The following is a 26,263-nucleotide window of genomic DNA, read 5'->3' as shown; positions in this document are numbered from 1 at the left end:
CTGCTGTGCGCTGGTACGATCGGCACTGCGATGGCCGAAGACGCGCCGCAGGTGACCTGGCTGGACCGCATCGAGGTCACCGCCACACCGATTCCCGGCACCACCATCGACGCGGCGCAACTGCCTTACATGGTGCAGTCGGCCACCGACAGCGCGTTGTCGCGCGGGCGCAGCAACAACCTTGGCGACCTGCTGCAGCGGCGCTTCGTCGGCGTGGATGGCAACGACGTGCAGGGCAGCGCGTTCCAGAACGATCTCACCTTCCACGGGTTTCGCGCTTCCGCCTTGCCGGGCGCCTCGCAGGGCGTGTCGGTGTATCTGGATGGGGTGCGTTTCAACGAACCGTTCGCCGACATCGTCAGCTGGGACATGCTGCCCGAGTCGGCCATCAATGCGGTGACGCTGATGCCCGGCTCCAATCCCTTGTTCGGGCCGAACACGCTCGGTGGCGCGGTGGTGCTGTCCACTGCATCGGGCCTCACCGCGCCGGGATTGCAGGGCGAAGCGAGCATCGGCAGCGGTGCGCGCAAGCGCCTGGATGCCAGTTATGGTCTCGCCAGCCAGGACGGCTGGCATGGGCTTGTCGCGGTCACCGGCTTCGACGAGAACGGCTGGCGCGATGCCTCCGAGGGTCGCCTGGGAACGGTGTTCGGCAAGCTCGGCAAGCAAGGCGAGCAAACCGACTGGAGCCTGTCGGTGCTGCACGGGCGCAGCCGCCTGATCGGCAATGGCCTGCTGCCGGATACGCGTTATACCGACGATGGCCCCGAGCCCGGCCTGTATCGCGCCGACCGCCGCGCGGTGTACACCTCGCCCGATCTCACCCGCAATCGCACTACGCTGTTCACCGCGCAACTGGACCATCGTTTCGATACGGACACCGCATTGCATGCATTGGCTTATTCGCGGGTGGGCCGCCGCGACACCGTCAATGGCGATATCGGCGAGGACTACGAGGAATTCGTCGAGGAATGCGCCTCCGGCTACGCTGCCGACGGCAGTGCGCTGGATGCCGAGTGCGATGTCGCGCGCGCCGATGCCGACGCCCTGCCTACCGGCGCGCTCAACACCACCCAGATGCGCCAGGAGGCGCAGGGGCTTGCGCTCAACCTGAGCAGGCAATGGGGCGCGCATGCGCTCAGCACCGGCGTGACCTTCGATCGTGGTCATGTGCGCTATCGGCAATTCGCGCGCGATGGCTGGGTGCAGCCGGACCGCTCGGTCGCTGCCGATCCGGATGCCGGGCGTGCGTTCTTTTCCGGCGTGCGCGGCAGCACCAAGACGCTGGGCGTGTTCGTCGCCGACACCTGGGCACTGGACGCGGCCACCCATCTCAGCGCCGCAGTGCGCTGGAACCATGTGGTGGTGGACAACATTCTCTCCACTGCCGACGACGGCGACCGCCCACGCGAGCGCTTTGTCTACGCCAAGGCCAACCCGTCGTTGGGGCTGACCCATCGGCTCGCTTCGGGGCTGACGCTGTACGGCTCGGTCGCACAGAACAGCCGTGCGCCTACCGCGATCGAGCTGGGCTGCGCCGATCCCACCCAGCCGTGCCGATTGCCGACCGGCCTGCAGGCCGACCCGCGCCTGGAGCAGATCGTTTCGCGCACCTACGAACTGGGTGCGCGCTGGACACCGTCGACCGACAGCAGCGCGAGCGTGTCGGTGTACCGCGCCGACAATCGCGACGATATTTTGTTCCTGCGCGCGCCGGACACGCAGCTGGGTTACTTCGACAATGTCGGCCGCACCCGCTACCAGGGTGCGGACCTGGCGCTGCGCCTGCACAGCGGCAACTGGTACTGGTCGGCCGGCTACAGCTTTCTGGATGCGACCTACCGCAGCGATGGCGAGCTGCTGTCCGGCGAGCGCGTGATCGCCTTGCGGCCAGGCCTGCGCATCGCCGCGTTGCCGCGTCACAACCTCAAGCTCGGCGTGGAATGGCAGCGCGATGCGCTGACGCTGGGCGTCGGGGTGCGGGCGGTGTCCGGGCGCGTGGCCAGCGGCAACGAGGATGGCCAGGTCGACAACGCCGAAGACGGCGAGCCCGCACCCGCGCGCATCGACATCGGCACCGCCGGCTATGCGCTGGTGGATCTGCAGGCGCGTTGGCAAGTCAGTGCGCGGCTGTCGCTGTTCGCCCGCGTCGACAACGTCTTCAACCGCCGCTATGCAACCTACGCGGCAGTGGCCGAAGACGTGTTCCCCGAAGGCGAACTGGCGCGCCCGCAGGATGCGCCGGCGGAAGCCGGCCCGGCGCGGTTTCTCGCACCGGGCGTACCGCGGCAGTATCTGATCGGGGTGCGTTGGGCGCTCTGAAGCCGAGATTGGGGAGTAGGCATTGGGGATTGGCAACATCCAATGCCAGCACAGCCGCTGCGGTGGCGTTTACGAATCCCCAATGCCCACTCCCCAATCCCACCGCCACATTCAACCGGTATCCAGGCCGTGCTTGCGCAGCTTGCGATACAGCGTATTACGGCTGATACCCAAGGCATCGGCGGTGCGGCTGACGTTCCAACGGTGGCGTTCGAGTTGTTGCTGCAGCACCAGGCGTTCGGCCTGGTCGAGTGCGACGCGGCCGGGCATGTCGTCGGCGGCCACCGCGCGGCCATCGACCAGGCACGGTGCGCTGCCGGCATCGACGATTTCCTGCGGCAGGTTGGGCAGGCGGATCACCCCGTCGCTGCACAATACCGCCGCCGTGCGCAGCACATTGCGCAACTGGCGCAGGTTGCCCGGCCATGCGTAGCTCAGCAGTTTGTGCATCGCTTCTTCGCTGATGCGCACGCTGTGCTCGCTGTTCTCCTCGCGCAGCAGGGTGCGGATCAGCTCGGCCTTGTCGCTGCGTTCGCGTAGCGGCGGCAGATGCAGCACCACGCCATTGAGGCGGTAATACAGATCCTCGCGAAACTCGCCGGCCGCCACCCGCTGCGCCAGATCGCGGTGGCTGGCACTGATCACGTGCAGCTCCAGCGGCACCGCGCGTTCGCTGCCCAGCGGGGTGACGCATTGTTCTTCCAGGACACGCAGCAGGCGGCTCTGCAACGGCAGCGGCATGTCGCCGATTTCGTCCAGGAACAGCGTGCCGCCGCTGGCCTGCAGCAACTTGCCGTGGCGGCCCTCGCGCGCGGCATCGGTGAACGCGCCGCGCGCATACCCGAACAATTCGCTCTCGATCAACGCCTCGGGAATCGCCGCGCAGTTGATCGCCACGAAGGCGCCGCCGGCCCATGGCGAGCCACGATGCACTGCCTTGGCGAATTCCTCCTTGCCGGTGCCGGTATCGCCACGCAGCAGGATCGATACGCGATGTGCGGCCAGCTTCAGCGCATTGGCCAGGTTGTGGCGCATGCGCGAGTCCGAGCCGACGTGCTCGCCGGGTTGCAGCTCGGTATCGGGCGCCAGCTGCGCCGGCCCGCCCACCGCCGGCAGCGCGGGGCGCGCACGCGGCGGGCGCACCAGCGCGTAGAAACGCCGCCCGTGGCAGGCGCAGCGGATCGACCACAAGGTGCCGGCATCGCTGCCGGCGCGGTGCTCGAGGGTGTCGAAATCCAGCTGCATCACCTGCGCGATGTTGCGGCCCACCAGCTGGCTGCGATCGAGCTTGCCCAGTTGCTCCAGCACCGCCTCGTTGACTGCCAGCACGCGACCGTCGGTGTCGATCGCAATCAGCGCCTCGTGCAGCAGGCCGGCGAACTCGGGCCGGCTATGGAAGCGCAGGATGAAGGCATGGCCGAACTGGTTGAGGAAATGCGAGCGCGAGATCTGCGCCGCCGACATGCTCACCAGCGCCACGGTGTGGCGCTGGGTCTGCTTGCCGTCCTGCGCATTGGGGGTGGAGGCATCCAGCACCGCCAGCAGGCCGCCGTGCGGGTCCAGGATCGGCGCGCCGCTGCACGACAGCGGCAGATGGCGGGTCAGATAATGTTCGCCACGATGCACGCTCACCGCAGTGCGCTCGGCCGCGCAGGTGCCCAGGCCGTTGGTGCCTTGATGGCACTCGGCCCAGCTGGCGCCGCAGAACAGACCGGCCTGGCGGAATTCGCGCAGCAGGGTCGGGTCGTGCACGCTGTGCAGCACGGTCGCCTCGGCGTCGGCAAAGATCACCGCATAGCCGCTGCCGGCGATCTGCTCGTAGAGATTTTCCATCTCCACCTTGGCAATGCGCAGCACATCGCCCAGGCGTTGCTGGCGCTCGCGCACGTGCAGCGCATCGTGCACCAGCGGCTCGGGGGCTGCCTCGGGCAACAAGGCGTAATCGTCCAGGCAGCGCCGCCACGAGCGCGACAGTGGTGCGGCAAGCGGTGCAATGTCGCGCAGCCGGCGGATCTGCCGGAGCGCATCCGGTTCGATCTCGGGCAGGGCGATGGACGTGGCGGCGACAACGCTTGGCTCTGACATGGGCCAGCGTTCCTCAGTGGGCGCGAAGCGTCAGTAGAGGCACAGATCGCTGCCATGCTCAAACTGCATTGCAGCAAATTGCGGTGCAGACGAGCCCCTCTCCTGCGGGAGAGGGGTTGGGGTGAGGGTACGGTGCGAAGCCTTGTGCCGTTCAACCTGCACGAGGCTTCGCTCGTACCCTCATCCGCCCCTGCGGGGCACCTTCTCCCGATGGGAGAAGGGCAAAGCGCTGATCAGCGGCGGTGCCGCGTCAGAGCGCGTAGCCGAACTGCTGCTTGAACTGATCATTGAACTCGCCGAAATCGAACCGCTGATTCTGCGTGCCCGGATGCTCCACCTTCAGCGCACCCATCAGGTTGCCCATCCGCCCGATCGTCAGCCAGTCGTAGCCGCCCTGAATGCCGTAGATCAGCCCGGCGCGGAAGGCGTCGCCGCAGCCGGTCGGATCGACCACGCGGCGCTCGTGCGCCGGCGGGATGTCGTAGGTCTTTTCCGGCGTATGTACCAGCGCGCCCTTCGGGCCCTGCGTGGTGATGTAGGCCTGCACGCGCGAGACGATGTCCTTTTCGTTCCAGCCGGTGCGTTCCTGCAGCAGGTTGGACTCGTAGTCGTTGACCACCACGTAGTCGGCCTGTTCGATGAATTGGCGCAGTTCCGGGCCGTTGAACAACGGCATCGCCTGGCCGGGATCGAAGATAAAGGGAATGCCGGCGGCAGCGAACTCTTCCGCATTCTGGATCATGCCCTCGCGCCCGTCCGGGCCGACCAGGCCCAGGGTCACGCCCGGCACGTCCTTCACATGGTTTTCGTAGCTGCGCATCATCGCGCCCGGATGGAAGGCGGTGATCTGGTTGTTGTCGTGGTCGGTGGTGATGAAGGCCTGCGGGGTGAACAGCTCGTCGATGATCTTCACCCGCGACAGGTCGATGCCCAGCGCCTCGAAGTGTTCGCGATACGGGCCGAAATCCTGGCCGACGGTGCCCATCGGGATCGGCGCGCCGCCGAGCAGATGCAGGTTGTAGGCGATGTTGCCGGCGCAACCGCCGAACTCGCGGCGCATGCGCGGGACCAGGAACGACACATTCAGGATGTGCACCTTGTCCGGCAGGATGTGGTTCTTGAACTGGTCCGGAAACACCATGATGGTGTCGTAGGCGAGGGAACCACAGATCAGTGCGGACATCGAGTCGGGCCTTTGCGTTGGGAAATACCCGCCAGTTGCCGGCATGGCGGCGGGACGGCGCGAGCGCCGCGGCGCAAAGGGTAACGGCTGCGATCGATCAGGGCCACAACCGCATGCCATGCCCGGCGTGACCGGCACATGAAAACCACGCCGAAACGGCCGATTTTTCCTTGCCCGCACCGGGGGGGGATTGCTAGGCTAGTGGACTTCGTTTTCTGCCCGCTTATCGACCAGTTGGTTCTGCATCGGCGACAGGGCAAGCGACTCTTTCAGGAACGGCTCCCTCGATGTTCAAGAAACTCCGCGGCATGTTCTCCAACGACCTGTCCATCGACCTGGGCACGGCCAATACGCTGATCTACGTGCGCGGACAGGGCATTGTGCTGAACGAACCTTCGGTGGTGGCGGTGCGTCAGGACCGCGCCATCGGCGGCACGCGCTCGGTGGCTGCCGTCGGCGCCGAGGCCAAGCAGATGCTCGGCCGCACCCCGGGCCACATCACCACGATCCGCCCGATGAAGGACGGCGTCATCGCCGACTTCACCTACACCGAGGCAATGCTGAAGCACTTCATCAAGAAGGTGCACAAGTCGCGCTTCCTGCGCCCGAGCCCGCGCGTGCTGGTGTGCGTGCCGGCCGGTTCCACCCAGGTCGAGCGCCGCGCCATCAAGGAATCGGCGGAAGAAGCCGGCGCACGCGACGTCTACCTGATCGAAGAACCCATGGCTGCGGCGATCGGTGCCGGCATGCCGGTGACCGAGGCGCGCGGTTCGATGGTCATCGACATCGGCGGCGGCACCACCGAGGTGGCGGTGATCTCGCTCAACGGCATCGTCTACTCGCAGTCGGTACGCGTGGGCGGCGACCGCTTCGACGAGTCGATCACCAACTACGTGCGCCGCAACCACGGCATGCTGATCGGTGAAGCCACCGCCGAGCGCATCAAGCTGCAGATCGGCTGCGCCTACCCGCAGGACGAGGTGCAGGAGATGGAAATCTCCGGCCGCAATCTTGCCGAAGGCGTGCCGAAGATGATCAAGATCAACTCCAACGAGGTGCTCGAGGCATTGCACGAGCCGCTGTCGGGCATCATCTCGGCGGTCAAGCTGGCGCTGGAGCAGACCCCGCCGGAACTGTGTGCCGACGTGGCCGAGCGCGGCATCGTGCTCACCGGTGGCGGCGCGCTGCTGCGCGACCTGGACCGCCTGATCTCCGAAGAAACCGGCCTGCACGTGCAGGTCGCCGACGACCCGCTCACCTGCGTGGCCCGCGGCGGCGGTCGCGCGCTGGAGCTGGTGGACATGCATGGCAACGAGTTCTTCGCGCCGGAGTGATGGATCCGGGATTGGGGAGTCGGCATTCGGGATTCGCAACAGCGGTTCCTGCCTACGGCCCGATAGGACTGCGCGGCAGTTCCGCTAGTTCACGTTTTAGCCGCATCCGTATCGGGGGCAGCCAACCGCTCCACGAATCCCCAATCCCGACTCCCAAATCCCGGCCCTGACAGTGCCCTCCTACGCCGGTCCTCCCGTCGCCTCCCGTCCGGGCGAAGTCACCTCCACGCTGCGGCTGCTGGTCTATCTGGTGCTGGCGATCGTGCTGATCGCGCTCGATAGCCGGGGGGGCTGGCTGAGCCAGGTGCGCCTGCAGGCCAACCTGCTGATCCAGCCGATCTGGGCCGTGGCCGGGTTGCCGGGGCGGATCGGCTCGCAGGTGCGCGACAACGCCGCCACCCACGCGCAACTGGTGGAAGAAACCCGCGACCTGCGCAACCAGCTGCTGGTGGCCAATGCGCGCCTGACCCGTCTGCAGACCGCCGCGCTGGACAATGCGCAGCTGCGCGAACTGCTCAACGTGGCCGAGCGCCGCGGCCTGGACGTGCAGCTTGCGCCGATCCTGGATATCGACCTGGACCCGACCCGGCAGCGCCTGCTGCTGGATGCCGGCAGCCGCGATGGCGTGCTGATGGGCCAGGCGGTGATCGATGCCGGCGGGCTGATGGGCCAGGTGATCGAGGTGACTCCGCTGCATTCGACCGTGCTGCTGCTGACCGACCCCGACCACGCGGTGCCGGTCAGCGTGGCGCGCAACGGCGTGCGCCTGATCGTCTACGGCCGCGGCGACCGGCTGGAACTGCGCGACATCCCGCTCAGTGCCGGCGTGCAGGTGGGCGATGAGATCGTCACCTCCGGCCTCGGCGGTCGCTTCCCGGCCGGCTTCCCGGTCGGCAAGGTGTCCGAACTGCATCCGGACGACACCCACGCCTTCCTGGTCGGCGAACTGACCCCGGCCGCCAAGCTCGATCGCGGGCGCGATGTGCTGTTGCTGCGTGCAGGCAAGCCGCTACGGGTGGTGCCTGGGGCCGGGATTGGGGATTCGGGAGACGGGATTCGCAACGGCAACGGCAACGGTGTCCAGGCAGCGACCACCAGCGCGCCAGCGAGCGCGCCGGTGACCGCAACACCACGCACGCCGGCGGGCGGAGTGTCCGATGCAGCGATCGATCCGGCACGCTCGACGGCCGACGCGGCATCGGGCACCAGCACCGCGCGGCGCTCACGGTCCGCATCGACATCTGCCACGCCCGGCGCGCAGCCGACCCGCGCGCCAGCGTCCGGCCGCCCGGCCAGCACGCCCGCCCGCCGTCCCTCATCGACCCCATCCAACGGCCCCAATCCCGATTCCCGTCCGGCCCCGCCGCAGGGCGCAGCTTCCAGCCAATCCCCAATCCCCAATCCCCAATCCCGTCCGTCTCCGCAGGAGACGGAGCAATGACCCGCATGCGCAACACCTGGATCCTGCCGGCGAGCATCCTCATCGCGCTGGTGCTGGGCCTGCTGCCGCTGCCAGTGGTGGTGCAGCCGCTGCGTCCGTACTGGCTGGCGCTGGTGCTGGCGTACTGGGTGATCGAGGAGCCGGACCGGGTCGGGCTGGGCATCGCCTTCGTGGCCGGCGTGCTGGCCGACCTGCTGTATGGCGGGCTGCTCGGCGAACAGGCGCTGCGGCTGGTGATCATGACCTTCATCCTGCAGCGTTTCCGCGCGCGGATGCGCTTCTTCCCGGTCTCGCAGCAGGCGCTGGCGATCGGCGGGCTGCTGCTCAACGACCGCATCGTCTCCTCGGCGGTGCATCTGGCGGTGGGCGAGCCGACCCTGCCGTGGAGCTACTGGTGGGCGCCGCTGCTGGGCATGGCGCTGTGGCCGCCGCTGTTCGTGTTGCTGGATGCGGTACGGCTGGGCAAGCGGAGCAAGAAGTAAGCCATGCACGGGCGTCGTCACCCCAAGAACCCGCACGCGGAGGCCGAGCAGTTCCGCCGGCGTGCGGTGCTGGGCTTTGTGATGGTGGTGATCTGCCTGGTCGGCCTGGGCGGCTGGTACTTCAAGCTGCAGGTGCTCGACCACGAGGTCTACGCCACCCGCTCGGAAGCCAACCGCATCAAGCCCAAGCCGGTGGTGCCCGGGCGCGGCATGATCTACGACCGCACCGGCCGGCTGCTGGCCGAGAACGTGCCGGCCTTCCGCCTGGACGTGACCCCGGACAAGGTCACCGACATGAACGCCATGCTGGCCGCGCTGGGCAAGGTGATCCCGATCGCGCCGGAGGACCTGGAACGTTTCAATCGCGAGCGCCGCGCGCGCCGCAGCTTCCTGCCGGTCACGCTCAAGCTGCGCATGAGCGATGAGGAAATGGCGCGCTTTGCGGTGGAGCGCTGGCGCTTTCCCGGCGTGGAGCTGGAGCCGTACCTGACCCGGCGCTACCCGTACGGCCCGCTGTTCGCGCACATCATCGGCTACGTCGGCCGCATCGACGAGAAGGACCTGGCAGTGCTGGGCGAGGGCAATGCCGCGCTCACCCACATGGGCAAGTCCGGGCTGGAGCGCTACTACGAGCAGGATCTGCGCGGCCAGGTCGGTTACGAGCAGGTCGAAACCAATGTGCAGGGGCGGGCGATCCGCACCGTCGGCCGGGTCGCGCCGCAGTCGGGCGCGGACCTGCGGCTGTCGGTGGATGCCGACCTGCAGCGCGCGATGGTGGCCGCGTTCGGCGAGCACGAAGGCGCGGCGATCGCGATGGACCCGCGCACCGGCGAGATCCTGGGCATGGTCAGCCTGCCCAGCTACGACCCCAACCTGTTCGTCAACGGCATCTCGCATACCGACTTCAAGATGCTCAACGACAACCCGTCGCGGCCGCAGTTCAACCGGCTGGTGCTGGGCGGGGTGGCGCCGGGCTCCACGCTCAAGCCGCTGATCGCGCTGGCCGGGCTGGACAGCGGCCTGCGCCGGCCGGAAGACCGGGTGCTGTCCACCGGCATGTTCTACCTGCCCGGGGTCAGCCGCGGCTGGGGCGACTCGCACCGCGGCGGCCATGGCTGGACCGATCTACGCAAGTCGATCGCCCAGTCGGTCAATACCTACTACTACCGCCTGGCGGTGGACATGGGCATCGACCGGTTCGACCACTACATGGCCGAGTACGGCTTCGGTCAACCGACCGGGGTGGACCTACTCGGCGAGATCGGCGGCATCCTGCCGTCGCCGGCCTACAAGTACAAGACCCGCAAGGAACGCTGGTACCCCGGCGACACCGTCAACATCGCCATCGGCCAGGGTGACTGGAAGGTCACGCCGCTGCAGCTGGCGCGCGGGGTGTCGGCGATCGCCAGCGGGCTGCTGCTGCGCCCGCACCTGGTGCTGGAGGAGCGCACCGGCTTCGACCACCCCTGGCAGCCGATGATCCAGCCGCCGGGCAAGCCGATCAGCCCGAGCGCGGCGCACCTGCAGGTGGTGCGCGAGGGCATGATGGACACCATGCGTCCGGGCGGCACCGGCTATGCGATCACCCCCGGCGCGCCTTACCAGATGGCCGGCAAGACCGGCACCGCGCAGGTGGTCAGCCGCAAGGGTGTGGCCGCGGTGGATCCGCGCAGCCTGCCGCTGCATCTGCGTCACCGTGGCCTGTTCGTCGGCTTCGCCCCGGCCGACAACCCGGTCATCGCGGTGGCGGTGGCGGTGGAGGGCGGCGGGTTCGGCACCAGTTCGGCCGCGCCGATCGCACGCAAGATCTTCGACGCCTGGCTGCTCGGCAAGCTGCCCGCCGGCCTGGAGCCGCTGGACAGCGAGCTGGGCATGACCGCGGTGGGCGTCAACCAGTTCGAAGCCGGCGCCACCGATGCGCGCCAGGCCGGCGATGCGGCCGCAGCCACGCTGGCCGAGTTGCCGGTGGTGATCGGCCAGACCGCGGTGGCCCTGGACCCCAACACGCCGGCGCAGCCGGTGGTGCCGGATGTGCCCGATGCGGTCCAGGAGACCGACCATTGAGTGACATCCTGCGCTGGCTGGTGGACATGGTGGCGCGCTTCACGCGCAGCCTGGACTGGGTGCTGTGCCTGGCGCTGGGGGCGCTGATGGTGATCGGGCTGTCGGTGCTCAAGAGCGCCGGCGGCGCCGCCAACGGCGATCACCTGGTGATGGCGCAAGCCGTGCGCTTTGTCATCGGCCTGGCCGCGATGTGGGGCATTTCGCGCATGTCGGTGCTGCGCCTGCGCGCCTGGACGCCATGGGTGTACGGCCTGTCGATGCTGCCGTTGCTGGCGGTATTTGCGCTGGGCACCGGCAAATACGGCCGCCAGTGGCTGGATCTGAAACTGTTCTACCTGCAGCCGGCCGAGTTGCTCAAGATCAGCCTGCCGATGATGGCGGCCTGGTATCTGCACCGCATGCCGTTGCCGCCGCGCATCTCCACCGTGCTGGTGACCGGCGTGATCATCGGCGTGCCGACCGCCCTGATCATGCTGCAGCCGGACTTCGGCACCGGCGTGCTGATCGCCGCCAGCGGGGTGTTCGTGCTGCTGCTGGCCGGCCTGCCGTGGTGGTGGGTGGCGGTGGGCGTGGGCGGCGTCTCGGCGGCCGCGCCGGTGGCCTGGTTCTGGCTGCTGCGGCCGTACCAGAAGGACCGCATCATGATGTTCCTCAACCCGGAAAACGATGCGCTGGGCGCCGGCTGGAACATCATCCAGTCCAAGATCGCGATCGGCTCCGGTGGCTTCGACGGCAAGGGCTGGGGACTGGGGTCGCAGTCGCACCTGAACTTCATCCCCGAACAGACCACCGACTTTGCGTTCTCGGTCCTCAGTGAAGAATTCGGCTGGATCGGCGTGGCGACCGTGCTCAGCCTGTACCTGATCGTGATCGCGCGCTGCCTGTGGATCGCCTCGCAGGCACGCGACACCTATTCGCGCCTGGTCGCCGGCGCCACCGGGCTGGCCTTCTTCGTCTACGTGCTGGTCAACGGCGGCATGATTTCCGGCCTGCTGCCGGTGGTGGGCGTGCCGATGCCGCTGATGAGCTACGGCGGCACCTCGGCGGTGTCGCTGCTGGCCGGGCTGGGCCTGGTGATGGCGGTCAAGACGCACCGTCCGGTGCACGGGTACTGAGCCGGCGCGTGCTGCAGCCCACGGTGGCAGGCGTACCCGCCTCGCCAGAACGAATCATGGCTGACCAGGTGCACCACGCCGCGTGCGACAGGCGCATGACACGCCGCTGACACTGCGCAGGACGCGTGCGGTTGTGCGCGCTGCGTTGCAATGACGACACGCCGACGCAGGGCCGCTTCGCGCGTGCGGCACCGGGTTCGCTCGCCTTCTGTGGGTGGGGGCGTTGCGCCGTAGAGTCCGATGCGCCGCTGTCTGCACGCGGCAGCGTCGCGTTGCAGCTGCAGGCGCGCACCATTCCTCTTTCCGGTGACCTCTTCCATGAAATTGCTAAGCGCCGCCCTCGGCGGTGTCTGTCTGACGTTCGCTGCACACGCCGGCGCCATCACCCTTGCCAGCGGCGATGCGCGCGCCGTGTCCGAGCCGGCGATTCCTGCCACCTGCCAGGCGGTGAGCGCCAGCCACACGCCGAGCGGGCGCCTGTTCGATGCCGCGCTGGAAAGCGCGGCGCCCGATACCAAGACCATCCAGGCCGCGTTGACGGCCTGCACCGGCAGGAACGGCAGCGTGCTGCTCAAGGCCGGCACCGGCGACGCGTTTCTCAGCGGCCCGCTGACGATTCCCACCGGCGTCACCCTGGTCGTCGATCAGGGCGTGACCCTGTACGGCTCGCGCAATCCGGCCGATTACGGCAGCGGTTGCGGCGTTGCGGGCGCCAAGAGCGGTGGCTGCCTGCCGCTGATCGGCATCAAGGGCGCCAGGTCCGGCGTGATGGGCGTACGCACAGGCGGGCGGCAGGGCACGATCGATGGGCGTGGCGACCTGCCCATGCTCGGCAGGACCACCACCTGGTGGCAATTCGGCGAAAACGCCAAGACTGCCGGCCAGGTGCAGAACAGCCCGGACCTGATCAAGGTGCAGAACTCCACCACGTTCACCCTCTACCACGTCAATCTGATCAACGCGGCGTACTTTCATTTCTTCGCGCACATCGTCGATGGCCTGACCATCTGGGGCGTGCGGGTGAAATCGCCGGCCACCAGCCCCAACACCGACGGCCTGGACCTGGACAGCGTGCTCAACGCCAGCCTGGTCGACAACGATGTGATGGGCGGCGACGACTGCGTGGCGATCAAGACCATTGCGTCCAGGTCCGGCAACATCAGCGTGCGCGACAACCGCTGCTACGGCACCCACGGCATCTCGATCGGCAGCGAGGTGATGTCCGGGGTCAACAACGTGCTGGTCGACAACAACGCCATCACGGCCAGCGACGATGCCGGCAATCGCAGCACCGACAACACCGGGCTGCGCATCAAGACCAGCCTGGCCAAGGGCGGCCCGGTCAGCCTGGTGACCTATCGCAATACCTGCCTGTACGGGGTGACCAGCCCGCTGGTGATCAACCCGTTCTATGCGACCGGCGGCAGCGGCACCAAGCCCAGCTTCAGCGACATCGTCGTCAACGGCCTGCGCACCACCGGCGATGCCGGCCTCAAGGGCAAGGGCTGGATCCTGAGAGGTTTCGATGCGCAGACGCCGCTGGACCTGACACTGGCCAACGTGGCCACCGGCAATACCGCGGTCACCGCCAGCGACGCGCGGATCGGGCTCAGCAACAGCGCGCTCACCCCGACCGGCAGCAACGTCACCACGCCCAGCGTGCAACTCGGCGGCAGCGTGCCCACCTGCTCGACTGCGCCGCGCTTCCCGGCCCTGTAATCAACCAGGCGCGGCCACCCGGCCGCGCCTGACGGCCGCAGCGACAGCGAAGGGATCAACGGCGACCGATCAGGCCGCCAGGTGAAGAAACCAAAGCAGGCCCCACGGCACGGCGCCGAGCGCGATGCTTCCTCGGCACCTAACGAGGTTCGCCTGACAAACTCGGGCGGCACACGAGCAACACCCCGCACGCCACACCATTCCCCATTCCCCATTCCGCGCGGCACCGGCCAATCCCCAATCCCGAATCCCGAATCCCCAATCCCCGCCACTCAAAGCTCTTTCCTTTCATGGCCTTATTGCCAGAAGTTCATCTGTTCTCTGTTACCCTCGGCCGATGATTCGACGCACTCTGACCTGCCTGCTCACCCTCGGCCTTGTCGCCTGCGCGACCCAGCCCAGCCCTCCGACCCCGCCGCCGGCCGCCAGCGCGCCCCCGGCCAAGCCACCGAGCACCCCGGTCGCGCCCGTCAGTGCGGCTGCCGAAGCGCCCGCGCTGCCGCCCGTGGACCTGACCCCGGTGCCGTTCGAGATCGCCCGTGCCAACTTCGTGCGCGACACCGCTGCCAAGTACGGCATCGACGCCGCACAGATCGAAGCGGTGCTGGCGCAGGCGCAGTTCAAGGACGCCATCGTCACCGCGATGTCGCGCCCGGCCGAGCGGGTCAAGCCGTGGAACGAATACCGCCCGATGTTCATCACCCAGGCGCGCATCGATGGCGGCCGCAAGTTCCTGGCCGAACATCGTGCAGAGCTGAGCAAGGTCGAAGCAGCCACCGGCGTGCCGGCGCAGGTGATCGTGGCCATCATCGGGGTGGAAACCAGTTACGGCAGCAATGCCGGCAAGTACCGCGTGCTGGACGCGCTGTACACGCTGGCCTTCCGCTACCCGCGCAGCGGCGACCCGGCCAAGCTCGAACGCGAAGTGCGTCGGGAGCTGTTCTTCCGCGATGAACTCGGCCAGCTGTTCGCGCTCGGCAAGGAAGAGCAGCTCGATGTCACCACGCTGATCGGCAGCTATGCCGGCGCGATGGGCATGGGCCAGTTCATGCCGTCCAGCTACCGCCAGTTCGCCGTCGATGGCGATGCCGACGGCAAGCGCAACCTGTTCACCGACCACAACGACGTGTTCGCCTCGGTGGCCAACTACTTCGTCAAGAAGGGCGGTTGGGTGCGCGGTGGCCAGGTCGCGGTGCCGGCCACGCTGGCCGCAGGCCACGAGGAATTCAATCCCACCGACTGGTCGCCGGTGCACACGCTGGCCGATCTGTCCGCGCGCGGCTACCACCCCGATGCGCCGGTGGTGGCCGGCACTACCGCCACTCCGATCACCCTGGACGATGCCAACGGCAAGCAGTACTGGCTGGGCTTCCAGAATTTCTACGCGATCACCCGTTACAACATTTCCAAGATGTACGCGATGGCCGTGTTCCAGCTGTCCGAGGCCATCGCCGGCAAGGAGTTACCCCCGGCATGAACAGCACGACAGGCCCCAAGTGGCTGATCCCGATGGCGCTGATGCTCGGCCTGGCGGCCTGTAGCAGTGCACCGAAGAAGAGCGCCGGCACCGGCGGAAGCGGCGCCATCAAGGGCGTCAAGGTCGACGGCAAGGGGCCGGCGTATGTCGCCACCGGTTGCCCCTCGACCTCGCCGTACGCGGCCGCCAAGGAAGACCCGTCCACGCGCGGCGACTACACCGCCGGCGGCCTGTACAAGCCCGGCGTCAAGGACACCACGCCGGACCATGTGCCCAACGTGGCCTGCATCCCCGAACCGCTGGTCACCAACGAGCCGCGCTCGGCGGTGGGCAACCGCTCGCCGTATGAGGTGCTGGGCAAGCGCTACGTGGTGATGGACAGCCCCGGCGACTATGTCGAACGCGGGACCGCCTCGTATTACGGCAGCAAGTTCCACGGCCGGCTGACCTCCAACAAGGAGGTCTACGACATGTACGCCTTCACCGCCGCGCACAAGACCTTGCCGCTGCCCAGCTTTGCGTTGGTGACCAATACCGACACCGGCGATTCGGTGGTGGTGCGCGTCAACGACCGCGGCCCCTTCCACGACGGGCGCGTGATCGATCTGAGCTACGCCGCCGCGGTCAAGCTGGGCATCACCGGCAAGGGCACCGGCAACGTCGAGGTGCGTGGCCTGACCGAAGCCGACAACGGCAATCTGCTGGCCAAGCGCCGCAGCGGCAGCGCACCGGTCAGCACCGCGGTGGCCGCCGCACGGCCGGCCGCCAGCGCCAGCCAGATCGATGGCCTGGTGCAGCGTCTGCCTACCCGCACAGTGCCGTCCGCCGCCCCGCGCGCAGGGGCCGCCAGCGCCGCCGCTCCGGTCGCCGCCGCAGTGGCAAGCAGTGCCGGGACTGCTGCGGTTCCCGCGGGCGAGCGTTGGCGCTACCGCGTGGCCGACTCGCGCCAGCCCGGCAATGCCGACAATTTCGATGCCTGGATGAAGGCGCAGGGCGTGCGCGTGGCCACCGGCAAGCCGTCTGCCGCCGCGCCGCGGCCGGCCTCGTCCGTCCCGGTGGCGGCCGCCCCGGTCGCGGTCGCGGCGATCAAGCCCGCCGACAGCGCCCCGGCGCGTCCGCTCAGGAGCGAGCCGGCGCCAGCCAAGGCGCCGAGCGTGGCCGAGGCGGCATTGGGCGACATCCTGCTGCAGGTGGCCAGTTTCGCCAGCCGCGAAAACGCCAACCGCGCGCTGTCGCAGCTCGCCTCGGCCGGCATCGCCGGCGCCAGCGTCAGCGACATCGTCAGCGGCGGTCGCACCTTGTGGCGGCTGCGCGTCAACGCGCGTGACCACGCCAATGCCTCGGAAATCGCGCAGCGTATCGCCGGCCTGGGCTTCGGGCGCCCGCAGATCGTTGCCAACTAGCTACGATCGATCCGGCAGCCAGGGCGTCGGCGGGTAGGCCGGCGCCCACTCTCGAAAGGTATCGTCGGGCAGCCGCGATCACGACGCGCCCCCATGCAGCTTGCTCGATCGCCCAGTGCGTCAGCCACGTTCGGCACGCCACCTGCCGCCATCGCTGAACTGCGCAGGCGCGCGCGGCCGCTGGCGCGTCGCCCTGATCGCCGCGGCGCCTTACAATTTCGCATTACCCAGCCTTCGGGCCCGTCAGGAGTCGTTCTTCAATGAAATTCCGCTTCGCCGCCGCTGCGGTGGCCACGTTCGCCTTTGGCCTGGTCTGCGCCCAGACGCCTGCGCCGCAGCCGACGCCTGCCGTTGCCGCTGCGCCGGCCGCCGTCCCGGTTCCGCCCGCACCCGCTCCGGCCGTGTCCAAGTCGTGGATCCTGATGGATTACGCCACCGGGCAGGTGCTGGCCGGTGAAAACATCCACCAGCAGCTGGCGCCGGCCAGCATCACCAAGGTGATGACGTCCTACGTGGTCGCTGCCGAAATCAAGAACGGCAAGGTCAAGCGCGACGACCAGGTCATGATGAGCGAGCGCGCCTGGCGCGAGGGCGGCGCCGGCACCGACGGCAGCTACAGCGGTTTCCCGGTCAACCAGACCGCGCGTCTGGAAGACATGGAAAAGGGCATGGCGATCCAGTCCGGCAACGATGCCGCGATCGCATTGGCCGAGCATGTGGCCGGCAGCGAAGAGGCCTTCGCCTCGCTGATGAACAGCTACGCCGCCAAGATCGGCATGAAGGACTCCTACTTCGTCAACGCGCACGGCCTCAGCGCCGAAGGCCACCATTCCACCGCCTACGACCTGGCCATGCTGGGCCGTGCGATGGTGCGCGACTACCCGGAGACCTACGCCTACAACAAGATCAAGGAATTCCAGGTCGGCAGCATCAAGCAGAACAACCGCAACCTGCTGTTGTGGCGCGACCCGGCGGTGGACGGCATCAAGACCGGCCACACTTCCGAGGCCGGCTACTGCCTGCTGAGCTCGGCCAAGCGCGGCGACCAGCGCCTGGTGGCGGTGGTGATGGGCGATTCGTCCGAGCGCCAGCGTGCCGACGACAGCCTGGCCCTGCTCAACTGGGGCTTCCGCTTCTTCGAAACCCACAGCCTGTACGCGCCCGGCAAGGTCGTGACCAAGCAGAAGGTCTGGAAGGGCGAGCAGGACGAAGTGCAGCTCGGCGTGGCCCAGCCGCTGCTGGTCAGCCTGCAACGCGGCCGCTACAACGACCTCAAGCCCAGCATGGAAGTGGCCAAGAACCTGCAGGCCCCGATCAAGCAGGGCCAGCAGATCGGCACCGTCAAGGTCAGCCTGGACGGCAAGATCATCGCCCAGGCCCCGCTGGTCGCCATCAATGCCGTGGAAGAAGGCGGATTCTTCAAGCGCCTCTGGGATGCGTTCTGGATGTGGTGGGAATCGGAATGATCCAAAGAAAAAGCCGGCGAAAGCCGGCTTTTTTCTTTGCGGGGATTGGGGATTGGGCATTCGGGATTGGCGAGAGCGAGAGCGAGAGCGAGAGCAGAAGCAAAGCACCAGCAGCCCGCTCTTGCTAATCCCCAATCCCAGCCTCAAAGCATCCGACTGATCGTGAAACTGCCATACACCGGCGTTTCGCGCTGGGTGTCGAATTCGCGGGTGCGGTGGTAGCGGGCGATGGCGAACTTCCAGCGGCCGTACATCACCGCCAGGCCGTAGCCGACATCGCCCACGAACGCGCGCTTGTCCACGCTGTGGCTGTTGCGGAAGGTGTTGCCGTCCAGGGTGATGTCGCGCAACACCCAGCGCGCATCGGTGGTCACGAACAGATGGCCCGACCAGCCGCTGGCGCGCCCGAGCCGGCTGGGGGCGGTGTTCTCGCCGGCCGGGCGGGTCGGGGTGCTGCCGAAGTCGTCCGGCAGTTTCCAGCCGAAGCGCGCCTCGCCACCGGCATTCAGATGCGTGGCCATGTTGCCGACCGAGCCGCCCCAATGCGAAATGAAGTCCCAGCCGAAGCCGTCCGCATTGACCGCCGCATCGCCCGGCCAACGGCGCATGCGCTCGTGGACCAGGTTGATCAGCGGCTCGTTGTGCAGCTGGTTGTCCCAGCCCTGAAACTTCTCGTCGCCCAGGATGTCGTGGATGGCGTCCTGCGCTTCCTGCGCAAATGCCCATGGGCCGACCACGCCGATCTGCAGCTGGGTGGTGCGCAGCTGCGCATCGTTGCGCGCGTTGTAGCCGAAGCTCGCCAGCAGGATGCCCGCATACGGGCGATCGTCGGGGATCACATCGCGGCGGGTGGGATCGGTGGGGGTGAAAATCGCCTGCCCGATCGAGAACACCATGTTCTGCTGCTCGAACTCGCCTGGATGCAGGCGCTCCAGGTAGCCGTTGACCCAGCGCGCGGTGCGCGGCAGGCAGGGGTCGTCGGTGTAGTCGACCAGGTTGGGCGAGACCAGCGTCAGTACCGCACCATTGGAGTAGCCCTGATCCTGGTCCTCCCCACCGAACAGGTCATTGTCGACCCGGAAGTTCACCGCCGGCGGAGTCCGGCTCATCCTGCTGGAGTCGCACTGGTCGGCGGCCAGGGCCGGCATCGACAGCCCGGAAAGAGAAAGCAGCAGGGCAGCGGTCAACGCGCGCGGTCGAAGCATGGAGGGCCTGGGAAGGTAGGAAGGACGATGTGGGGCAAAGGTGCCTGCGGCCACGGCTGCGCCGCGTGAATGTGCAGGAGGGATCATGCCCGAGCCGCCTGGATGCAGCGGCGGAGTCTGGAACACCAGTCCGTTCCATTTGCGGTATGACGGCCATGAAAAGCTCGCGCGAATAGCATATGATCCGCCCCCGGGGAAACCAGCCCCAAGGAACGGCGGCCTTTTCAGGCCGTTTCATCACAACGGATCGCGTTTGCCGACGGCAGCGCAGGTGTCAGGGGAACAATATGAGCAAGACGATTTCTGTGAGCGCAGCGCTGTTGTCCGGCGTGGTTGGCATTGCACTGGCCAGCGTCAGCGCGCCGGCCCTGGCCGGACTGAAGGATGCCTTCAAGGGCTCCGCACAGGATCAGCGCAAGGATGCCGTCGCGCAGATCCCGGTGTGTGCCAAGCCGCTGGGCAGCCTGTCGGTGATCGAGCCTGAGGACGCAGTCAACTGGTGGTCCGGTCAGCAATTGCCGGCGCCATCCAAGTTGATCAAGGTCTTCGTCAACCGTTCGCGCTGCTTCACCCTGGTGGACCGTGGCGCGGGCATGGCGGCATCGCAGCGCGAGCGCGATATGGCGGCAAACGGCGATCTGCGCGCACGTTCCAACGTGGGCAAGGGCCAGATCCGCGCAGCCGATTATGTGATGACGCCGGACCTCATTTCGCAGAACCACAATGCCGGCGGCAGTGCCATTGCCGGCATGCTGGGCGGCTTGGTGGGTGGCAATGCCGGCAACCTGGTCGGTGGCCTGAACCTCAACAAGAAGACCGCTGACGTGGTGCTGACCATCACCGATGTGCGCTCCTCCGAACAGGTCGCCATGGCCGAAGGCAACGCCAAGAAGACCGACCTGGGCTGGGGCGCGCGTGGCAACGTCTTCACCGGCGGCGACTACGGCGCGGCCGGTGCCGGCGGTTATGCCAACACCGAGATCGGCCAGGTGATCACCCTGGCCTATCTGCAGGCTTACACCGACGTCGTCACCCAGCTCGGCGGTCTGTCCGGCAACGCGGCTGCGTCCAATGTGCAGCAGGCTGTGACCGTGACCCGTGCGGGACGTCTGTTGGGCAATGCCAAGGGCACTGGCGCAGCCGTGCGCACGCTGGAGCCGGGCATGATGCTGTACCCGACCGGCACCAAGGAGGGCGTCATGTGGGAAGTCGAAGACGAAATGGGCAATCGCGGCTGGGTCTCGTCGGCCATGCTGGAACTGTCCAAATAAGCAATTAGCGCCATCCATGCCGGGCGTGACGCGTCTGGCGTGAAACAACGGGGCCCCGGTGGCCCCGTTGTTCTTTCCCACGTACTGCGGGCTTGGGTTTGTCCGCCATCGTCCCGATAATGGGCGGATGGAAATCAGCACCGACAACCCCGATCACGGCTTCCAGTTTCCCGGCACCTTCGAGCTCAGCGCCATGGGCGCGGCCGAGCGCGGGCTGGAAAGCGAACTTCCGCGCCTGCTCGCCGCCACCGGCGTGGAGCTGCTGGAGGAAAGCATCAGCTGGAAGCATTCGTCCAGCGGCAAGTATGTCTCGGTCAAGATCGGCTTCCGCGCCGAAAGCCGCGCCCAGTTCGACGCTGCGCACCAGGCGCTGCGCGACCATCCGGAAGTGAAGTGGACGCTGTAGCGGTGCAGACGCTGGCGGGCCCGGTCCCCGCCCTGCCGGCGCAGTGGCGCGATCTCGGTCGACAGGAGTACGCGCCGGTGTGGCGCGCGATGCAGCGGTTCACCGATGCGCGTGATGACGCCACGGCCGACGAGGTGTGGGTGGTCGAACATGCGCCGGTGTTTACGCTGGGCCAGGCGGGCAAGCCGGAGCATGTGCTGGCGCCGGGCGAGATTCCGGTGCTGCAGGTCGATCGTGGTGGCCAGGTGACCTACCACGGCCCGGGCCAGCTGGTGGTCTATCCGCTGCTGGATCTGCGCCGGCTCAAGATCGGCGTACGCGATTACGTGTGCAAGATCGAGCAGGCGCTGATCGACACGCTGGAAGAGTGGAACATCGTCGCCGAGCGCCGCGACGGCGCGCCGGGCGTGTACGTGGGCGGGGCCAAGATTGCCGCGCTCGGCATCCGGGTGCGGCGCGGCTGCACCTTCCACGGCCTGTCGTTCAACGTGGCGATGGACCTGGAGCCGTTCCACCGCATCAATCCCTGCGGCTACCAGGGCCTGCAGGTGACCTCGGTGCTAGACTTGGGCGGCCCCTCCGGGATGGACGCCGTCAAGGCGGTGCTGCTCGATCAGCTGGCGCGCCAGTTCGGTCTCGTCCTGCAGCCCGCGTCCGCGTTGCCCGACCTTTCGCTTCCGGCCTGAGCGCCCGTTATTGCCATGACCCAGCCTATCGCCCGTTCCATCCCCTTGCAGGTCGTCTCCGGCGACTCCGCCGCACCTGCGCCGTTGCAGACCGGCGTCAAGCAGATCGGTGGCGACAAGATCAATCGCTCGCCGGTGCAGTTCGTCGATGCGCCGGTGCTGCGCAAGCCGTCGTGGATCCGCGTGCGGATTCCGTCCGGCAATGCAGTGCAGAACCTCAAGGCCAAGCTGCGCGAAAACCGCCTGGTCACGGTCTGCGAGGAAGCCAGCTGCCCGAACATCCACGAGTGCTTCAGCCACGGCACCGCGACCTTCATGATCCTGGGCGAGGTGTGCACGCGGCGCTGCTCGTTCTGCGATGTGGCGCACGGTCGGCCCAAGCCGCCGGATGCGAACGAGCCGGCCAGCCTGGCCACCACCGTGGCCGACATGGGCCTGAAGTACGTGGTGGTGACCAGCGTGGACCGCGACGATCTGCGCGACGGCGGTGCCCAGCATTTCGTCGACTGCATTGCGGCCATCCGGGTCAGTTCACCCAAGACCCGCATCGAGATCCTGACCCCGGACTTCCGCGGCAAGGGCCGCATGGACCGCGCGCTGGAGATCCTGGCGCTCAGCCCGCCGGACGTGTTCAACCACAACATCGAAACCGTGCCGGACCTGTATCCGAACGTGCGTCCCGGTGCTGACTACCAGTGGTCGCTGACCCTGCTGCAGCGCTTCAAGGCGCAGCATCCGTCCATCGCCACCAAGTCCGGCATCATGCTCGGCCTGGGCGAGACGATGGAGCAGGTGCAGGCCACCTTGCGCGACCTGCGCGCGCACGATGTGGACATGATCACCATCGGCCAGTACCTGCAGCCGACGCCGCACCACCATCCGGTGATGCGCTACTGGACGCCGGAGGAATACAAGGCGCTGGAGGAGTACGGCAATGCGCTGGGCTTCAGCCACGTCGCCTCCGGACCGATGGTGCGCTCGTCGTACCACGCCGACCGGCAGGCGGCCGGCGCCGGCGTGGCTGCTTAAGGCAGGCGATCGCCCCCGTGCTCAGGCGGCTGCGGTCGCCTGCCTGGGCGGATGTACCGTCTGGCACCGCAGCTCCGTGCTGGCCGGGCGCATCCCACGTGGCAACTGCGTGCGAGCGGTTGTAACGATTTCGATGCCGAGCGACCCACGAGACCCCGCCTCTTGCGGGGTCTTGTCGTATCCGGTCTTTGCGTTCTGGCCTGCAGGGTACGGTCGCGTTCACAATCCGCTACAGGCCCGGCGCTAGGCTGATTCAGCCAGCGGATGACAACGCCAGCAACTTTCGGCACTGTCATGCTGTCCGATCCGTTCACCGCCTTTCTTTCGTCGGCCCTGTGCCGAGAGCCATTCGATGACCTACAACGTTTCTGCGTCCATGAAGGCCGGCCTGCTGGCGCTGGTGTTGACCACCCCGATGGCATTGCTCGCACGCGCCGATACGGCGTTGCCGGCCGCAGCCACGCCCGACCAGGCCACCGCGACCAAGCTGGTCTATGGCCTGCTCTCCGATAGCCGTTACGCCTACCGTCCGCGCACACTGGACGAGGCGATGACCAAGGACGTGTTCAAGCGTTATCTGGAAACCCTGGACGGCAGCAAACAGTTCTTCACCCAGACCGACATCACCGGCTTCGCGCCGCTGGAAGCGGGCGTAGGCGATGCGCTGCGCGGCGGCAAGCTGGATCCGGCGTTCCAGGTGTTTTCGGTCTACAAGAAGCGTGTGGATCAGCGCGTCAAGTACGCGCGCGACCTGCTCAAGCAGGACTTCGATTTCACCGGCAGCGACAAGTTCGAGTACGACCGCAAGGACGTGCCGTGGGCCGCGGACGACAAGCAGCTGGACGTGCTGTGGCGCCAGTCGGTGATGAACGACTGGCTGCGCCTGAAGCTGGCCGGCAAGAAGCCTGAGGACATCCGCAAGACGCTGGACAAGCGCTATGCCGCGCTGGCCGATTCGGTCAACGAGTTGAAGGCCGAGGACGTGTTCCAGTTCTTCCTCAACGCCTACACCAATGCGGTCGATCCGCACACCGACTACTTCACCCCGCGCACGGCCGAAAACTTCAATCAGCAGATGTCGCTGTCGCTGGAAGGCATCGGCGCGCAGCTGCAGAAGCAGGACGACATGGTGGTGATCCGCGAGGTGATCCCGGGTGGTCCGGCGGCGGTGGATGGCACGCTCAAGCCGGGCGATCGCATCGTCGGCGTGGGCCAGGCCAAGAACGGCGCGATCGAGGATGTGATCGGCTGGCGCATCGACGATGTGGTGGCCAAGATCCGCGGCAGCAAGGACACCCAGGTGCGCCTGGAGTACATCCCGGCCGAGTCGGGCATCGACGGCAAGCACCGCACGGTGACGCTGACCCGGCAGAAGGTGCGCCTGGCCGAACAGGCCGCCAAGGGCGAGACCATCACCCTGCCGGCCAAGGGCAGCGAGCCGGAGCGTCGCATCGGCATCATCAAGTTGCCGGGCTTCTATCAGGATTTCGAGGGCCGCCGGCGCAACGCGACCGACTATGCCTCGGCAACGCGCGACGTCGCCAAGCTGCTGGCCGGCTTCAAGGCCGACAAGGTCGACGGCGTGGTGCTGGACCTGCGCAACAACGGCGGCGGTTCGCTGGACGAAGCGATCGAGCTCACCGGCCTGTTCATCGAGCAGGGTCCGGTGGTGCAGGTGCGCGAATCCGGCGGCCGCGTCACCGTCAATGGCGACAGCAATCCCAAGGTCGCTTGGGATGGTCCGCTGGGCGTGTTGATCAATCGCGGCTCGGCGTCGGCGTCGGAGATCTTTGCCGGCGCCATCCAGGATTATGGTCGCGGTCTGGTGATCGGTGAAACCAGCTTCGGCAAGGGCACGGTGCAGAACATCGTCGACCTGGACCGCTGGCCGGCTGCCGAAGGCCAGCGCTATGGGCAGGTCAAGCTGACGATTGCGCAGTTCTTCCGCGTCAGCGGCTCCAGTACCCAGCACAAGGGCGTGGTGCCGGACATCGCATTCCCGGCCAGTGTAGATGCCACCGAGTTCGGCGAGAGCACCTACGATAATGCGCTGCCGTGGACGCGCATTGCCGCCGCGCCGCATACCCAGTACGGCAACTTCGCGCCGCTGCTGCCCAAGTTGCAGGTCCTGCACACCGCGCGTATCGCCACCGACAAGGAGTTCCAGTGGTGGGAAGAGGACGTCAAGCAGTTCCGCGATGAGAAGGCCAAAAAGTACATTTCGTTGAACGAGGCCGAGCGCGTTGCCGAGCGTCAGAAGCAGGATCAGCAGCGCAAGGACCGCCAGCAGTTGCGCAAGCAGCTGGGCCTGCCGCTGGATCCGCTTGCCGAAGACAGCGACGACGGCCTGACCGGCAACGAGCGCGATATCGTCAAGGACACCGCACGCGAAAAGGCCGCGGAAAAACGCCCGGACCCGTTGCTGCACGAATCGGCTGCCATCCTGGCCGATGCGCTGGGCCTGCTGTCGCAGGACCAGCCGCTGTCGGCGCAGGTGCTGCCGCAGTCGACCGCACCGGGACGTTGGGCCGACTGATCGTCTGCCGAGCACCCGGCGACTCCATCGGGTTGAAGGAATAAAAAACGCCACCGCACTGCGGTGGCGTTTTTGTTGGCCGACCCTGCATATCGGTCTTGCCGGCGCGAGCGGGTGTGATTGCCGATCGACCAGCCGGCTGCCGTGCCGGTATGCCTTGCAGTGCGCATTGCGTCCGACCTGACCTTACGCCAGTGCCTGCCAGATGCCTTGCAGGCCCAGCACCAGCAGCGTGGTGAAAAAGAAGCGCCGGAACGTCTCGGCGGAAATGCGATGGCGTACCCAGGCACCCAGCCACATGCCGGTGGCGGTGGGCAGCAGCGCCCACAGCGATGGAGCGATCGCCACACCCGGTAGCGCGCCGTGCCAGGCCAGGGCGATGGCCAGCGCCAGCGTCGCAACGCCGAAACACCAGCCCAGGGACCGGATCAACGACTCGCGCGGGAGCTGCAATGCGGTGAGGTAAGGCAGTGATGGCAGCACGAACACGCCGGTGGCGCCACTCAACAGGCCGGTGACCAGCCCGGCCACTGGTCCGGCCCAGGGTTCGTGACGCGCCTGCAGCGTCCACTGGCGGCGGGCCAGCCCAAGCAGGGCATACAGCGCCAGCAGCACGCCCAACCCGGTGCGGACCAAAGTGGGATCGGTGCCTGTCATCACTCCTGCGCTCAGCCAGGTGCCGAGCGTCACGGTTGCCAGCAAGGGCCACAGGCGTCGCAACAGGGCGAGCGTGTCTGGTCCCCAGGCTTGCTGCACATTCGTCACCAGCGAAGGCAGCGCCAGTAACGTCGCTGCCTCGGCAGGTGTCAGCCATAGGCCCAGCAGCCCCATTGCCACGGTCGGCAAGCCCATTCCGGCCACGCCCTTGACCCAGCCAGCCAGCAAGAAAATACCTGCGATCAGATACCAATGGGTGTGCAAGGTCTCCATGCAGGCAAGGATCCGGGCTTGTTCCGCCGCGGGCAATGCGGGATTGTTTGATGCAGGCTTCGGTACAGCCGAAGGCTGAGGCACGGGACGCGGGGCGTGGAAGGATCCA

The 26,263-nt window shown here is 67.3% G+C and carries 19 protein-coding genes; 15 read left to right on the top strand and 4 right to left on the bottom strand.

The window, feature by feature from the left end; all coding sequences use genetic code 11:
- Window positions 1-30: 30 nt before the first annotated feature.
- Window positions 31-2,322, top strand: a complete 2,292-nt coding sequence (locus EO170_RS10125) for a TonB-dependent receptor (protein WP_164740992.1) — start codon at window positions 31-33, stop codon at window positions 2,320-2,322.
- A 111-nt stretch (window positions 2,323-2,433) separates the two neighbouring features.
- Here EO170_RS10125 and EO170_RS10120 read toward each other — a convergent pair whose 3' ends face one another.
- On the bottom strand, window positions 2,434-4,407 hold the full coding sequence (locus tag EO170_RS10120; RefSeq protein WP_104583766.1) for a sigma-54-dependent Fis family transcriptional regulator: 1,974 nt from the start codon (window positions 4,405-4,407) through the stop codon (window positions 2,434-2,436).
- Window positions 4,408-4,657: 250 nt separating this feature from the next.
- Complete coding sequence (locus tag EO170_RS10115; RefSeq protein ID WP_104649225.1) at window positions 4,658-5,590, bottom strand: carbohydrate kinase family protein; 933 nt, start codon at window positions 5,588-5,590, stop codon at window positions 4,658-4,660.
- A 287-nt stretch (window positions 5,591-5,877) separates the two neighbouring features.
- On the opposite strand from EO170_RS10115, the gene EO170_RS10110 reads away from it, so the two are divergent.
- The 9 genes from EO170_RS10110 to EO170_RS10070 all read left to right on the top strand — a co-directional run bounded on the left by EO170_RS10110 (window position 5,878) and on the right by EO170_RS10070 (window position 18,091).
- On the top strand, window positions 5,878-6,924 hold the full coding sequence (locus tag EO170_RS10110) for a rod shape-determining protein (protein WP_006452025.1): 1,047 nt from the start codon (window positions 5,878-5,880) through the stop codon (window positions 6,922-6,924).
- Between the two features lie 172 nt (window positions 6,925-7,096).
- Window positions 7,097-8,365 (top strand): rod shape-determining protein MreC, encoded by a 1,269-nt coding sequence (mreC, locus tag EO170_RS10105; RefSeq protein WP_126944593.1) that lies wholly within the window; start codon window positions 7,097-7,099, stop codon window positions 8,363-8,365.
- Window positions 8,362-8,847: a rod shape-determining protein MreD gene (mreD, locus tag EO170_RS10100; RefSeq protein ID WP_104583769.1), complete on the top strand. Its 486-nt coding sequence runs from the start codon at window positions 8,362-8,364 to the stop codon at window positions 8,845-8,847. Before mreC ends, mreD begins: the two co-directional genes overlap by 4 nt.
- 3 nt (window positions 8,848-8,850) lie before the next feature.
- Entirely contained in the window at window positions 8,851-10,911 is a 2,061-nt protein-coding gene (gene mrdA, locus EO170_RS10095) for a penicillin-binding protein 2 (protein WP_104649223.1), read from the top strand.
- The gene (gene rodA / locus EO170_RS10090; protein WP_104583771.1) at window positions 10,908-12,026 is read left to right on the top strand and encodes a rod shape-determining protein RodA; all 1,119 of its coding nucleotides are present in this window, start codon (window positions 10,908-10,910) and stop codon (window positions 12,024-12,026) included. The genes mrdA and rodA overlap by 4 nt, the downstream gene beginning before the upstream one ends.
- 318 nt (window positions 12,027-12,344) lie before the next feature.
- The gene (locus tag EO170_RS10085) at window positions 12,345-13,745 is read left to right on the top strand and encodes a glycosyl hydrolase family 28 protein (protein ID WP_126944590.1); all 1,401 of its coding nucleotides are present in this window, start codon (window positions 12,345-12,347) and stop codon (window positions 13,743-13,745) included.
- A 337-nt stretch (window positions 13,746-14,082) separates the two neighbouring features.
- Window positions 14,083-15,222 (top strand): lytic murein transglycosylase B, encoded by a 1,140-nt coding sequence (gene mltB, locus EO170_RS10080; protein WP_126944587.1) that lies wholly within the window; start codon window positions 14,083-14,085, stop codon window positions 15,220-15,222.
- Entirely contained in the window at window positions 15,219-16,625 is a 1,407-nt protein-coding gene (locus EO170_RS10075; protein ID WP_126944584.1) for a septal ring lytic transglycosylase RlpA family protein, read from the top strand. The genes mltB and EO170_RS10075 overlap by 4 nt, the downstream gene beginning before the upstream one ends.
- A gap of 260 nt (window positions 16,626-16,885) precedes the next feature.
- Window positions 16,886-18,091: a D-alanyl-D-alanine carboxypeptidase family protein gene (locus tag EO170_RS10070; protein ID WP_104583775.1), complete on the top strand. Its 1,206-nt coding sequence runs from the start codon at window positions 16,886-16,888 to the stop codon at window positions 18,089-18,091.
- 143 nt (window positions 18,092-18,234) lie between these two features.
- On the opposite strand, the gene EO170_RS10065 is transcribed toward EO170_RS10070, so the two are convergent.
- On the bottom strand, window positions 18,235-19,296 hold the full coding sequence (locus tag EO170_RS10065; protein ID WP_104583776.1) for a lipid A deacylase LpxR family protein: 1,062 nt from the start codon (window positions 19,294-19,296) through the stop codon (window positions 18,235-18,237).
- Between the two features lie 287 nt (window positions 19,297-19,583).
- On the opposite strand from EO170_RS10065, the gene EO170_RS10060 reads away from it, so the two are divergent.
- From EO170_RS10060 to EO170_RS10040, 5 genes are all read left to right on the top strand, one after another.
- The gene (locus EO170_RS10060; RefSeq protein WP_104583777.1) at window positions 19,584-20,567 is read left to right on the top strand and encodes a CsgG/HfaB family protein; all 984 of its coding nucleotides are present in this window, start codon (window positions 19,584-19,586) and stop codon (window positions 20,565-20,567) included.
- Window positions 20,568-20,694: 127 nt separating this feature from the next.
- Complete coding sequence (locus EO170_RS10055) at window positions 20,695-20,973, top strand: YbeD family protein (protein ID WP_104583778.1); 279 nt, start codon at window positions 20,695-20,697, stop codon at window positions 20,971-20,973.
- Window positions 20,961-21,659 (top strand): lipoyl(octanoyl) transferase LipB, encoded by a 699-nt coding sequence (gene lipB / locus EO170_RS10050; RefSeq protein WP_126944581.1) that lies wholly within the window; start codon window positions 20,961-20,963, stop codon window positions 21,657-21,659. Before EO170_RS10055 ends, lipB begins: the two co-directional genes overlap by 13 nt.
- Before the next feature lie 15 nt (window positions 21,660-21,674).
- Window positions 21,675-22,688 carry a lipoyl synthase gene (lipA, locus tag EO170_RS10045; protein WP_104583780.1) on the top strand — a complete coding sequence of 338 codons (1,014 nt, stop codon included), beginning with the start codon at window positions 21,675-21,677 and terminating at the stop codon, window positions 22,686-22,688.
- A 376-nt stretch (window positions 22,689-23,064) separates the two neighbouring features.
- On the top strand, window positions 23,065-25,224 hold the full coding sequence (locus tag EO170_RS10040) for a carboxy terminal-processing peptidase (protein ID WP_181116419.1): 2,160 nt from the start codon (window positions 23,065-23,067) through the stop codon (window positions 25,222-25,224).
- A 186-nt stretch (window positions 25,225-25,410) separates the two neighbouring features.
- On the opposite strand, the gene EO170_RS10035 is transcribed toward EO170_RS10040, so the two are convergent.
- Window positions 25,411-26,154: a sulfite exporter TauE/SafE family protein gene (locus EO170_RS10035; protein WP_126944579.1), complete on the bottom strand. Its 744-nt coding sequence runs from the start codon at window positions 26,152-26,154 to the stop codon at window positions 25,411-25,413.
- Window positions 26,155-26,263 lie beyond the last annotated feature (109 nt).

It is taken from the genome of Xanthomonas sp. BRIP62409, from assembly GCF_003992965.1.
Lineage (GTDB): Bacteria > Pseudomonadota > Gammaproteobacteria > Xanthomonadales > Xanthomonadaceae > Xanthomonas > Xanthomonas euroxanthea.
The sequence above is the reverse complement of the archived record's forward strand: the minus strand, read 5'-3'. Positions and strand labels throughout refer to the sequence as shown.